The organism is Mesorhizobium sp. WSM3626, from assembly GCF_000513935.1.
Lineage (GTDB): Bacteria > Pseudomonadota > Alphaproteobacteria > Rhizobiales > Rhizobiaceae > Mesorhizobium > Mesorhizobium salmacidum.
In genome coordinates, this window is sequence record NZ_AZUY01000079.1 from 1 (window position 1) to 12181 (window position 12181).

11 protein-coding genes are annotated in these 12181 nt (G+C 63.4%); 3 read left to right on the plus strand and 8 right to left on the minus strand.

Features of this window, described 5'->3' with window-relative positions; all coding sequences use genetic code 11:
* Window positions 1-184, plus strand: a 184-nt coding sequence (locus tag M653_RS01000000134065; protein WP_032936510.1) for a transposase, incomplete at its 5' end; no start/stop codon positions are given.
* 177 nt (window positions 185-361) lie between these two features.
* Here the strand turns inward: M653_RS01000000134065 and rpmG are convergent.
* From rpmG to M653_RS0130540, 8 genes are all read right to left on the minus strand, one after another.
* Window positions 362-529, minus strand: a complete 168-nt coding sequence (gene rpmG, locus M653_RS0130500) for a 50S ribosomal protein L33 (protein ID WP_006201775.1) — start codon at window positions 527-529, stop codon at window positions 362-364.
* A gap of 155 nt (window positions 530-684) precedes the next feature.
* Window positions 685-1143, minus strand: a complete 459-nt coding sequence (locus M653_RS0130505; protein WP_027146692.1) for a hypothetical protein — start codon at window positions 1141-1143, stop codon at window positions 685-687.
* 112 nt (window positions 1144-1255) lie between these two features.
* Window positions 1256-2434, minus strand: coding sequence for an MFS transporter (locus M653_RS0130510; protein WP_027146693.1), 1179 nt, complete (start codon window positions 2432-2434; stop codon window positions 1256-1258).
* A 78-nt stretch (window positions 2435-2512) separates the two neighbouring features.
* Window positions 2513-3253 carry an NUDIX hydrolase gene (locus tag M653_RS0130515; protein ID WP_027146694.1) on the minus strand — a complete coding sequence of 247 codons (741 nt, stop codon included), beginning with the start codon at window positions 3251-3253 and terminating at the stop codon, window positions 2513-2515.
* A 73-nt stretch (window positions 3254-3326) separates the two neighbouring features.
* Window positions 3327-3761 (minus strand): DUF983 domain-containing protein, encoded by a 435-nt coding sequence (locus M653_RS0130520; RefSeq protein WP_027146695.1) that lies wholly within the window; start codon window positions 3759-3761, stop codon window positions 3327-3329.
* A complete protein-coding gene (gene rnr, locus M653_RS0130525; protein ID WP_027146696.1) occupies window positions 3761-6067 on the minus strand; it encodes a ribonuclease R in 2307 nt (768 codons plus the stop codon). The genes M653_RS0130520 and rnr overlap by 1 nt, the downstream gene beginning before the upstream one ends.
* A gap of 5 nt (window positions 6068-6072) precedes the next feature.
* Window positions 6073-8694 carry a type I DNA topoisomerase gene (gene topA, locus M653_RS0130530; protein WP_027146697.1) on the minus strand — a complete coding sequence of 874 codons (2622 nt, stop codon included), beginning with the start codon at window positions 8692-8694 and terminating at the stop codon, window positions 6073-6075.
* Window positions 8695-9037: 343 nt separating this feature from the next.
* A complete protein-coding gene (locus tag M653_RS0130540; protein WP_027146698.1) occupies window positions 9038-9415 on the minus strand; it encodes a hypothetical protein in 378 nt (125 codons plus the stop codon).
* A 171-nt stretch (window positions 9416-9586) separates the two neighbouring features.
* Here M653_RS0130540 and M653_RS0130545 point away from each other — a divergent pair, with 171 nt between their 5' ends.
* Window positions 9587-10333, plus strand: a complete 747-nt coding sequence (locus M653_RS0130545) for a cytochrome c biogenesis CcdA family protein (protein ID WP_027146699.1) — start codon at window positions 9587-9589, stop codon at window positions 10331-10333.
* 157 nt (window positions 10334-10490) lie between these two features.
* Entirely contained in the window at window positions 10491-11867 is a 1377-nt protein-coding gene (gene glmU / locus M653_RS0130555; protein WP_027146700.1) for a bifunctional UDP-N-acetylglucosamine diphosphorylase/glucosamine-1-phosphate N-acetyltransferase GlmU, read from the plus strand.
* Window positions 11868-12181 lie beyond the last annotated feature (314 nt).

Here is a 12181-nt window from a genome sequence, read left to right on the forward strand (position 1 = left end):
CCGCCGCCGCAAGGAGACCGTCGAACGCTCCTTCGCGGATGCCAAACAACTGCATGGCCACCGCTACGCCCGCTTCCGAAGTCACGTTCGCGTCGCCTGCCAGTGCCTGATTGCAGCCGCAGCGCAGAACATCAAGAAAATCGCCCTTTGCCAGTGGCCAAAGCCAAGAACCGGCTTCGCCTGAGGCCCAAGAACCACCCGGTGTGCCTCCTGCGCCATCNNGTCAAATTATCCTGACACCAAAATCGCAAATCCATTCAGTCCCATAAAACAAAACCCCGCCGAAATTCGACGGGGGTTTGTCAGCAGTCTGAACGCCGCCCGATGGGCGGCGTTTCGGCATTCCAGAGGAAAACCCAGATTACTTGATCTTGGTTTCCTTGAATTCGACGTGCTTCTTGGCGACCGGGTCATACTTGCGGAACGACAGCTTGTCGGTCTTGGTGCGGCTGTTCTTGCTGGTGACGTAGAAGAAACCGGTGTCGGCGGTCGACAGAAGCTTGATCTTGATGTTTGCGGCTTTGGCCATGATCTCAGTCCGTTATGTTCGTGGAGTTTTGGCCGCTGGAGCACGGGAAAACACCCGGACGCGGGAAACTTGGCGCGACACATAAAGAACATGCCTGGAAAGTCAAGCCCGGCGGACGTGATGTGTCCCGCCCAAGCTGCACTGTATGCATATAATCAGGCGTTTTCCACCTCTGATACCGCAACCTTCTTCCAGTCTCCGGTCGTGTTCCACCAGCGATTCGGATTGGCGCGGTCGTCCAGGCCCTTGGAGCGGCTGGCAAGGATCGGCTGGATCCGGATCACCGGCTCCTGATAGGAATGCGCCTGGAAAATCGCCTCGACGACGCGGGCCGCCAGCGCCTGGTCATCGGGCAATTCGAATGAAACCTCGACCGTGCCCGGGCGGCGGCGCAATTCGGTTTCGGCGCCGGCCGCGGCCCCTTCAAGCGGCCTGTAGCGTTCGATGCCGTGCGCCGACTGGTAGGCGTTGCGGTCATACTTGCCCATGGCCAGCGGTGCGATCGCAACGACCGCGTCCATGATGCGGTCGACATCGGCAGCCGGAGCCTGGAAGCTGACGAGCAGCAGGAGCGTCATTCGCAGCGAAGTGGTTTCAAAACCGCTGTCGATCATCGGAGTGTCCTCGGTTCAGGGTGTTTTAGGACACCCTTTTAACCGGTGGCTGCTGACACGGTTCTGTCAGCAGCCTGTCGCTGCACCGTGCCGATAAACGACCGGTTGGGCTCTACAGGAGTATCTTGCGGATGAGCCTGAAGCAGACCAGGGCGATGTAGGCGGCGAAGAACAGGCCGAGCGACCAGCCAAAACCGGAGGGCCCGAAACTGTCCATGCCGATGCCGATCGCCTGCGGGCCTAGCACCATGCCGACGCCGTAGCACAGCACGAAAGCGGCATTGGCCGACGCCAGTTCGTGGCCGGAAAGCTGCGAACCGAGATGGGCGAGGCCAATCGTGTACATGGCGGCAACGACACCGCCCCAGACGAAAAGCAGCGCGGCCATCAGGTGCCAGTTCGCGGCAAAGAACGGCATGAACATCGTGCCGGCGAGACCGACCGTGGCGCAGGCGAGCAGCAGATAGCGCCTGTCCGTGACGCGGTCGCTGATCATGCCGATCGGGATCTGCAGCAGCACGTTGCCGAGGCCGATCATGGTCAGCAGCAGCGCCGCATCGGCCTCGGAGTAGCCGATGCGATTGCCATAGATCGGAAACAGCGCGAAGCCGCCGGTCTCGACCGCGCCGAACACAAGCACGGCGAAAGTCGCGGTCGGCACCAGCCAGATATAGCGCAGAAAGTGGCTGGTCTCGCTGTCGGCCACGATGGTGGGGCTTTCGTTGCGCGCGGCCAGGACCGGTATCGCGGCCAGCGTCACCAGGGCGACGATGACGCCGAACGGCCTGAAGCCGGAACTGCCGAGATGGGCGAACAGCCACGGCCCCGCGGCAAAACCGAGCGACAGAACGGTGGCATAGATGCCAAGCACAAGGCCGCGTCGGTGTGGCGGCGCCGACGTGCTGATCCAGAATTCCGACAGGATAAACAGCACGGTCAGCGCGATGTGCAGCACGATGCGCAGGGGAAACCACATCCAGAAATCAGGCGCGAAATGGAAACCGACGAAGGCCAGCGCGCCGGCGGCGATCATGGCGATCATCGTCCAGGCGACGCCGAAGCGCATGGCCAGCGGCGTGGCCAGTGGCGCCCCGGCGATCGAGGCCAGGCCGGCAACGGCCGTGTTGAGGCCGATCATCGAGGCAGAATGGCCGCGTGTTTCCAGGATGACGCTGAGCAGCGGCATGCCAAGGCCGATAGCAATGCCGACGACGCTGATCGACGAAATCGCCGCCACCATCGGCAGCCAGTGTACGCGTTCGTCGCCCTTTGGTTGGGTATCGACCGTCATGAGATGCTGAATACTCTGTCTGTTTGATCTTACGCAATTCCGGACGGGAAACCGCGTCACACTTTTCCTGGAATTGCTCTAGAGAAGTTCGCGGGTGAAGCGGTTGCGGACAAGCCTGTAGAAGGGGACAGGGCCGCCCGGACGCAGCAGTGGATCATTGGCGAGCCGCTTTTCCAATTCATCCAGGATCATTCGGGTGATGTCGGGTATATCAGCCTGCCTGGCCTTGGCGAGCGGCAGCCAGACCAATTCCTCCAGTTCGTTGGTCGGGCCGCCTTCGGCCAATTCGACGGCGACGTCGCTACGCCAGGCGCTGAAGAAGCGGGTGTCGAAGCGGCGCACCCGGTTCGGCGGCGTGATGGCGCGCGCGACGAAGCGCAACGCCTCCAGCGACGGTGCGACGCCATGTTCGACGAAACCCTGCCAGTCGCGCCTGGTCGTGGCAAAGGCGCCTTTGCGGCCGATCAGCAGCCCGGCTTCCTCATAGGTCTCGCGGACCGCCGACAAAGCGATGGCACGGGCGCGGGCGAGACTGATGCGGCCGGGGCCGGCCGTCAGCTTGGCTTCTTCGTGCTGGTTAAGTGTGGTCGCCGTCGGGATGCGGCTGTCGGCAGGGTCGGTGCGGCCGCCCGGGAAGACGAATTTCCCTGGCATGAAAGCGTGTCCGGCATGGCGGCGTCCCATCAGCACCAGGACGTCGTCGCCCTTGCGGTCGAGCAGGATGAGCGTCGCGGCGTCACGCGGACGCAGGGGCCGGCCGCCATGCGTGGCAAGACCCTTGTCGAGCTTGTCGGCATCCGCCTTGGTCATTGCTTCCATGCGCAGGACCTAGCGGAAACTTCTTGCATGCGAAAGTAGCCCTAACGATTGGCATGTTGCGCCAGCCAACATTTCAGGCCCCGGGATGCGGCTCGATCACATCCTTTTCGCCACCAAACCCGTGCATATAGAACGCCCATTGCAATCCGATGACGGCGCCTTTGACTGGCTGCAGCAGCGCGACCGACAGAAGGATGGTCAAGGGCACCCAGATGAGGATGTGCTGCCCGGTGGACAAGGTCGAGGTCGCCTCGACACCCATGAAGGCGCCGAGCACGATGTGGCCGACGATGACGATGACGAGATAGGCGGGCAAATCGTCGGCGCGATGGTGATGAATCTCCTCGCCGCAGACGCTGCAGGTTTCGACGGTCTTGGTGAAGCCGCGGAAGAGCTTGCCTTCGCCGCAATTCGGGCAGCGGCCCAAGAGGCCCCGCTTCATCGCCGTCCACAATGGGCGGGCAATCCGGCCCGAGTGATGTTCGCCGCCAAAAACCTGTTGTTCCATCATCGTCTCCTGCCGCGCGGCCCCGGTCGCGATTGCGACGCACGGGCGCGGCCCTTGGCCTTGTGAAACGACCTGCTGGAGCCTGGCAGGGGCTTTGGGTCGGTCAACATCTCGAAGCGCATCGCTCCGGCCATCGGCGCCACCTCGACGAGCCGGACCTCGACACGGTCCGCGAGCTGGTAGCCTTTACCCGAGCGTTCTCCGAACAGGGAGCGAGCCGTTTCGTCGTATATGTAGTAATCGCCGCCCAGAGTTGACACAGGGATGAAACCATCGGCGCCATACTGCGGCAATTGGACAAAAAGTCCTGATTTGGTGACGCCGGAGATACGGGCATCGAAGCGGTCGTTGATGCGCTCGGCGAGATAGGCGGAGATCAGCCGGTCCACTGTGTCGCGCTCGGCAGCCATTGCGCGCCGTTCCGTGCCGGAGATCAGCACCGCAACGTCTTCGAGGCGAACCTCCTCATCTTGCGTCAGCCCTCCGGGACCAAGGCCGAGCGCGGCAATAAGCCCGCGATGGACGATCAGATCGGCATACCGGCGGATCGGCGAGGTGAAATGCGCGTAGCGGCTGAGGTTGAGGCCGAAATGGCCGATGTTCTTGGGTGAATATTCGGCCTGGCTCTGCGAGCGCAGCACCACCTCGTTGACCAGCGCCTCGTTGTCGGCGCCGCGTACGCGTTCCAGAATGCCGTTGAACTGGCTGGGCCGCATCTGCGCACCACGCGCCAAGGACAGGCTAAGCGTCTGCAGGAATTCGCGCAGCGATTCCTGCTTGGCCAGCGACGGCGCGTCATGAATGCGGTAGACCAGCGCCTGCTTCTTGCCCTCCAGCGTTTCGGCCGCGGCGACGTTGGCCTGGATCATGAACTCTTCGATCAGCTTGTGGGCGTCGAGTCGCTCCGGCACGATGACGCGGTCGACCGTGCCATCTGGCTTGAGCAGGATCTTGCGCTCCGGCAGGTCGAGCTCGAGCGGCTGGCGGCTGTCGCGGCCGCGCTTGAGGATCGCGTAGGCGTCCCACAGCGGCCTCAGCACCGTGTCGAGGATCGGGCCGGTCTTGTCGTCCGGCACGCCGTCGATCGCCGACTGGGCTTGGCTGTAGGCGAGCTTGGCCGCCGACTTCATCATGACGCGGTGGAAGGAATGCCTGATCTTGCGGCCATCGGCGGAGAAGGTCATGCGCACCGCCAGCGCCGGACGATCCTGACCCTCGCGCAGCGAGCAGAGATCGTTGGAGATGCGCTCGGGCAGCATCGGCACGACGCGATCGGGGAAATAGACCGAATTGCCGCGCTTCATGGCCTCGCGGTCGAGAGCCGTGCCGTAGCGGACATAGGCGGCGACATCGGCGATCGCGACGGTGGCGATAAAGCCGCCGAGATTTTTCTCGTCGAGGTCAGGCGTGGCGAACACCGCGTCGTCATGGTCCTTGGCGTCGGCCGGATCGATGGTGACCAGCGGCAGGTCGCGCCAGTCCTCGCGATGGGCAAGCGTCGCCGGCTTCACCGCCTCGGATTCGGCAATGACATCGGCTGGAAAAATGTGCGGAATGTCGTGCGCGTGAATGGCGATCATCGAGACCGCCTTTTCGCTGGTCAGCGAACCCAGCACGTTGAGCACCTTGGCGCGCGGTAGCCCGTAGCGGGAGGCGCGCGCGGGCTCGACCTCGACGAGATCGCCATTTTTGGCGCCGTTCTGGAATTCCTTGTCGACGATCAGCTCAGGCTGGCGCCGTTCCACCGGTTCGATGCGGAAGCTGCCGTCCTGAAGCACACGGAAGACACCGAGGACGGCATCCGTGCGCTTCTCGAAGATCTTCATCACCCGGCCGGTATAGGCAGGCCCCGACGGATCGTCGGTCGGAAACGTCTTGGCCAGCACGCGGTCGCCAATGCCTGGCGCTGGTCCGCTGCCCCCACGCGAAACGCGGATCGAGACCACGGGAGGCTCGCCCGGGCCGACCGCCTCGGTCGGGTGCGCCAGCAAGATACCATCGCCATCGCGGCCAAAGATGTCGAGCACGGCGACATGGGGCAGGGTGCCGACCCGGGCCAGCCGCTTGCGCTCCTTGGTCAGAACGCCTTCGTCCTGCAGATCGCGCAGGAGATCCTTCAGCCAGACGCGGTCATCGCCGCGCAGTGCGAACGCCTTGGCGATGTCGCGCTTTCCGGCGCGATCCGGGTTTTCGGCGATGTAGCGCAGGATTTCGTCACGCGAGGGCCGGTAGTTGTCCTTGACCTTGGCCCGGGTGTCGGCGGTGCGGGGATCGCCGTGGCTTCTTCCGGTGATCCTGCGCGCCACGCGTTCTACCCTTTTTTCTTCGCGGCCGGCTTCTTGGCGGCTGCCTTCTTGGTTGTGGGGGCCTTGGCCGCCGCAGCCTTGCGGAACGGTTTCTTGCCGCCGCCGCCCTTGGCTTCCTTCTCGGCTATCAGTGCCAGCGCATCCTCGATGGTCACCGATTGCGGATCCTTGCCCTTGGGCAGCGTGGCGTTGACCTTTCCGAAATTGACGTAAGGTCCGTATTTGCCGTCGCGCACGACGATCTTGCCGCCGCCGTCCGGATGGTCGCCGAGCTCCTTCAGGGCTGCCGGCGTGCCGCCGTTCCGGCCGCCCTTGCCCTTGGACTGCTTCTCGGCAATCACGGTGACGGCGCGGTTGAGGCCGATCGAGAACACGTCCTCGATGCTGTCCAGATTGGCGTAGGTGCCATCGTGCAGCACGAACGGGCCATAGCGGCCGAGCCCCGCCGAGATCATCTTGCCGGATTCGGGATGTTTGCCCACGTCGCGCGGCAGCCCCAGCAAGGCGAGCGCCTTTTCGTGATCGATGGATTCAGGCGTCCAGCCCTTGGGCAGGCTCGAGCGCTTGGCTTCCTTGCCCTCGCCGCGCTGGATATAGGGGCCGAAACGGCCTGAGCGCAGCGTGATTTCCTCCGCGGTGTAAGGATCCTTGCCGAGGATCTTGGTGCCGTCCTCGCCACCGCCATTCTCCCCGTTGGGATTGGCGGCGTCGCCGAGCTGGCGGGTGAAGGAGCATTCGGGATAGTTCGAGCAGCCGACGAAAGCGCCGAACTTGCCGAGCTTCAGCGACAGATTGCCGGTGCCGCATTTCGGACAGATGCGCGGATTGGAGCCGTCCTCGCGGGCGGGGAAAACCAGTGGCGCCAGTTCCTCATTCAGCGCATCGAGCACATCGGTGACGCGCAATTCCTTGATGTCGGCGACGGCGCCGGAAAAATCCTTCCAGAAATCGCGCAGCACGTCCTTCCAGGCGAGCTTGCCGTCGGAAATCTCGTCGAGCTTTTCCTCCAGCGATGCGGTGAAGTCGTACTCGACATAGCGCTCGAAGAAGCTTTCCAGGAAGGCCGACAGCAGGCGGCCCTTGGCCTGCGGGACCAGCCGGCGCTTGTCGATCGTGACATAGTCGCGGTCCTCGAGCGTCTTCAGGATCGCCGTGTAGGTCGAGGGACGGCCGATGCCGAGTTCTTCCAGCTTTTTGATCAGCGACGCCTCGGAATAGCGCGGCGGCGGCTCGGTGGTGTGCTGGGTGGCATTGATTGCGCGGCGGGCGAGCTGTTCGCCGGCGCGGATTTCCGGCAGACGGCGGTTTTCCTCGTCTTCCGTGTCGTCGTCCTTCTGGTCGGTATAGGCGGCTATGAAGCCGTCGAAGCGGACGACCGAGCCAACGGCGCGAAGCTCGGCCGTGCGGGCGCCATTCAGCGCCTCGATCTCGACAGTGGTGCGCTCGATCTCGGCCGACTGCATCTGGCTGGCGATGGCGCGCTTCCAGATCAGTTCATAGAGCCGTGCCTGGTCGGCATCGAGATATTGCCGGACCGACGCCGGGGTGCGCATGAAATCCGTCGGGCGGATGGCTTCGTGCGCTTCCTGGGCGTTCTTGGCCTTGGTGGTGTACTGGCGCGGCTTTTCCGGCAAGTATTTCGGGCCGAATTCCTTTGCGACCGCATCGCGAGCGGCGTCGATCGCCTCGGGCGCCATCTGCACGCCGTCGGTTCGCATATAGGTGATCAGGCCGGTGGTTTCGCCGCCGATCTCCATGCCCTCATAGAGCCGCTGCGCCACCTGCATGGTGCGCGTGGCCGAGAAGCCGAGACCCGACGACGCGGCCTGCTGCAACGTCGAGGTGGTGAAGGGCGGACCGGGGTTGCGCTTGGTCGGCTTGGCTTCGACGGACAGCGCCTTGAAGGTAGCACCCTCGAGCATCGCCTTGATGTCGTCGGCCTGCGCCTTGTTGGCAATGTCGAGCTTTTGCAGCTTCTTGCGCTCGAATGCGGTCAGGCGAGCTTCGAAGGTCTCGTTGCGCGGTGTGCCGAGGATGGCAGCGATCTGCCAGTATTCCTCGCGGATGAAGCGCTCGATTTCGGATTCGCGGTCGCAGACCAGGCGCAGCGCCACGGACTGGACGCGGCCGGCCGAACGGGCGCCCGGCAATTTGCGCCACAGCACCGGCGACAGCGTGAAGCCGACGAGGTAATCGAGTGCCCGGCGGGCGAGATAGGCATCGACCAGCGGCGCATCGATCTGGCGCGGATTGGCCATCGCCTCCAGCACCGACGATTTGGTGATGGCGTTGAAGACCACGCGGCTGACTGGCTTGTCCTTCAGCGCGCGCTTCTGCTTCAGGACTTCCAGCACGTGCCAGGAGATCGCTTCGCCTTCGCGATCCGGGTCGGTGGCGAGGATCAGGCCGTCGGCATCCTTGACCGCCTTGGCGATGTCGGCGAGACGCTTGCCGGACGCGGTGTCGACCGCCCAGGACATGGCGAAATCTTCATCCGGACGCACCGAGCCATCCTTGGCCGGCAAATCGCGGACATGGCCGAACGAGGCCAGAACCTTGTAGTTCCTGCCCAGGTATTTGTTAATTGTCTTCGCTTTGGCCGGCGATTCGACGACGACGACGTCCATGAGGTCTCATATCAGCTGTGATGCGGCAGAAGAATTCCGCTGCGCGCGACGAAATCTCGGTTCTGTTCGTCGCTCACATGGCCGCGCTTTTGCATCCGGTCAAGGGGAAGGGGCCAAATTGCGGAGGTGCCGGCAGCAATACACTCTTAGAGTGTATGGAGAAAATCACAGAATTTCGGTCAAGGCGACGGCGGTCGGGAGTCGGCGGAAACGGCCGCTTCAAACTCCGGGCGAGTCGTGGAAAGCCGTTCGCTCGCCTGCCGTCGATCGATGCTGGCCGCCGGCTGAACAGAGGAATGCGGCGACCAGCTTGCCCGCCCGCAGGCAGGGAGCAGGGGCAAGCCTAATCGGCCTTGACGATGTGCCAGACACCGGCGACGCCATCACCGCTCATGTCGCCGGCCTTCTTGTCCTTGATGAAGGTGTAGACGGGCTTGCCGTCATAGGCCCACATCTTGGTGCCGTCGGTGCGATCGACAACGCTCCATTCGTCGCCGGCCTTGGCGCCGGCCTTGGCCTTCAGCGGCGGCCAGTTGGTGGCGCATTTGTCGTAGCAATTGGTCTTGCCTTTCTCGTCCTTGTCATAGGTGTAAAGCGTCATGCCTTTGGCATCGGTATAAATCCTGGTGCCGCCGACATCGGCTTCCTTCCACGCCTCTGCGGCAAAGGAGGCGGCGGTGCTGAGCAGAAGCGCGGCCAGCGCTGCGGTTGTCGTTTTCATGGAAATCTCCGTGGCTGATATTTGCAGGCGCGCGGAAAGTCGCGGCCTCGTTGTGTCAACGCCCTGCGCATGTGCTTTCTTCCCCGGCCCGCGATGACTTGCCACACGATGGTGATTGGCGGACAAACCCGCGTGCAGCTATATCGTCGCCAAACAGTCGGAGCTTTGGAAATGGCATTGGATATCGGCTATGTCAGCGCGGTCGGGGCGGGGGCCATCTCGTTCCTGTCGCCATGCGTGCTGCCGCTGGTGCCGCCCTATCTCTGCTACATGGCCGGCGTGTCGGTCGACGATTTTCGCGGCAATGCGGGCGCGACGGCCCGCGAAGGCGCGCGCGGCGCGCTGCTTTATTCCTCGATCGCCTTCGTGCTCGGTTTTTCGACCGTGTTCGTCGCGCTCGGTGCCGGCGCGTCGACCATCGGCCGGTTGCTGCGCGTCTGGCAGGAGCCGCTGGCGATGGGCGCCGGCCTGCTGATCATCCTGATGGGCCTGAACTTTTTGGGCATCCTGCGCATTCCGCTGTTGTCGCGGGAGGCGCGTTTCCAGTCGCAGGGCAAGCCGGCCAGCGCCGTCGCCGCCTATGTCATGGGACTTGCCTTCGCCTTCGGCTGGACGCCCTGCATCGGCCCGGTGCTGGGGCCGATCCTGACGCTGGCCGGCGGCCGCGAAACCGTGGGCGAGGGCGCGCTGCTGCTCGCCGCCTATTCGCTGGGCCTCGGCATCCCGTTCCTGATCGCCGCGCTGTTCTCCGGCGCCTTCATGCGCTTCCTCGGCAAATTCCGCGTGCATCTTGGCCGTGTCGAAAAGGCGATCGGCGCGCTGCTGGTGGTCGCCGGCGTGTTTTTCCTCACCGGCGGCGTGCAGACGGCGTCCTACTGGCTGCTAGAGAATTTCCCGGTGCTGGGGCGGCTGGGCTGAGGCTTGTCGTGGGGCGAGGCACGGGATTGAGCCGCGGACCCGCTGATTAAGAGTCAGCTGCTCTACCATCTCACCGGAATTTAACCGCATTGGTGCAGCATGGCGCCACTGTTATCCTGATTTGATTCCCCAACCCTTTTCAGATGGTTGCCTTTCCATGAACCAGAGAACCTGCCTGTCCGTCATCCTCGCCGCCGGCGAAGGCACACGCATGAAGAGCGCGCTGCCGAAGGTGCTGCACCAGATCGCTGGGTTGCCGATGGTCGCCCATGTGGTGAAGGCGGCCGAGGCCGCTGGTGCGAGCGGCGTGGCGCTGGTGATCGGTCATGGCGCCGACGAGATGCGCAAGGCGGCGGCGAAGTTCGCACCTGAGGCTGAGACCTTCGTGCAGGAAAAGCGCTTGGGTACGGCGCATGCAGTGATCGCTGCCCGCGCAGCGATATCAAAGGGTTATGACGATGTTCTTGTCATGTTTGGCGACACGCCGCTGATCGATGCGGATGCCCTGACGGTGGCGCGGCTGAGGTTGGCGGAAGGTGCTGCCGTCGTGGTGATCGGATTCCGCCCACCCAATCCGACCGGCTATGGTCGGCTGATCGAAAAGGGCGGCAAGCTGATTGCCATCCGCGAGGAAAAAGACTGCTCCGAAGAGGAGAGGAAAATCGGCTTCTGCAACGCCGGCATGATGGCGGTGGCCGGCGCGCACGCGCTGAAACTGCTCGACGCCGTCGACAACAAGAACGCCAAGGGCGAGTATTATCTCACTGACATCGTCGAGATTGCCGGCGCACAGGGTCTCGATGTCGTTGCCACCGAAGCCAGCTTCGAAAGTGCGCTCGGCATCAACAACCGCGCCGAACTGGCGCAAGCCGAAGCCATCTGGCAACAGCGCCGGCGCCATGAGGCGATGCTGTCGGGCGTGACGCTGATTGCGCCGGAAACCGTCTATTTCTCGCACGATACCGAAATCGGCGCCGACACGATCGTCGAGCCCAATGTCTGGTTCGGACCGGGTGTGATGGTTGCCTCGGGTGCCAAGATCCACGCCTTCAGCCATATCGAAGGCGCCACCATCGCCTCCAATTGCGATGTCGGGCCATTCGCACGGCTGCGGCCAGGCGCCGATCTCAGGAACAAGGCCAAGGTCGGTAATTTCTGCGAGGTCAAGCAGGCCGTTATCGAGGAGGGCGCCAAGGTCAACCACCTGACCTATATCGGTGACGCTCGCGTCGGTGCCGGCGCCAATATCGGCGCCGGCACCATCACCTGCAACTACGATGGCTATTCGAAATTCTTCACCGACATCGGCGAGGGCGCCTTCATCGGCTCCAATTCCTCGCTCGTGGCGCCCGTCACCATCGGCAATGGCGGCTATGTCGCCTCGGGCAGTGTCATCACCGAAAGCGTTCCCGACGACGCTCTGGCCTTCGGCCGGGCTCGCCAGAAGACGATCCCCGGTAAGGGGAAGGAGTTGCGCGAACGGTTTGCTTCCGCCGCGGCGGCGAAGAAGAAGGCAGCCGGCGCCGACCATTAGCCATTGGTCGACAAGTCTGCTTTCTTGCCGAAGCAATCGAAAAAACGAACGATTGCAGTAACCGGATTGCAAGAGCGGTCTGTCATGGTGCATGCGTGCGCAAGTGTCCGTTACACCGGACGAAATGCAATGTGACTTTCGCGGCAGGCCGGCCACCCCTAAATAGCGCTGGTTTTCCATGGGCAATCGGGGACTGTCTGCATGTGCGGTATCGTTGGAATCGTCGGCCACTCGCAGGTTGCGCCGCTCATCGTCGACGCGCTGAAGCGGCTCGAATATCGCGGCTATGACTCGGCCGGCGTCGCCACCATCGA

What these genes read in the sequence shown, in the direction of transcription:
- rpmG (WP_006201775.1), bottom strand. Translation starts at nt 529, where the DNA reads ATGGCCAAAGCCGCAAACATCAAGATCAAGCTTCTGTCGACCGCCGAC.
- M653_RS0130505 (WP_027146692.1), bottom strand. Translation starts at nt 1,143, where the DNA reads ATGATCGACAGCGGTTTTGAAACCACTTCGCTGCGAATGACGCTCCTG.
- M653_RS0130510 (WP_027146693.1), bottom strand. Translation starts at nt 2,434, where the DNA reads ATGACGGTCGATACCCAACCAAAGGGCGACGAACGCGTACACTGGCTG.
- M653_RS0130515 (WP_027146694.1), bottom strand. Translation starts at nt 3,253, where the DNA reads ATGGAAGCAATGACCAAGGCGGATGCCGACAAGCTCGACAAGGGTCTT.
- M653_RS0130520 (WP_027146695.1), bottom strand. Translation starts at nt 3,761, where the DNA reads ATGGAACAACAGGTTTTTGGCGGCGAACATCACTCGGGCCGGATTGCC.
- topA (WP_027146697.1), bottom strand. Translation starts at nt 8,694, where the DNA reads ATGGACGTCGTCGTCGTCGAATCGCCGGCCAAAGCGAAGACAATTAAC.
- M653_RS0130540 (WP_027146698.1), bottom strand. Translation starts at nt 9,415, where the DNA reads ATGAAAACGACAACCGCAGCGCTGGCCGCGCTTCTGCTCAGCACCGCC.
- M653_RS0130545 (WP_027146699.1), top strand. Translation starts at nt 9,587, where the DNA reads ATGGCATTGGATATCGGCTATGTCAGCGCGGTCGGGGCGGGGGCCATC.
- glmU (WP_027146700.1), top strand. Translation starts at nt 10,491, where the DNA reads ATGAACCAGAGAACCTGCCTGTCCGTCATCCTCGCCGCCGGCGAAGGC.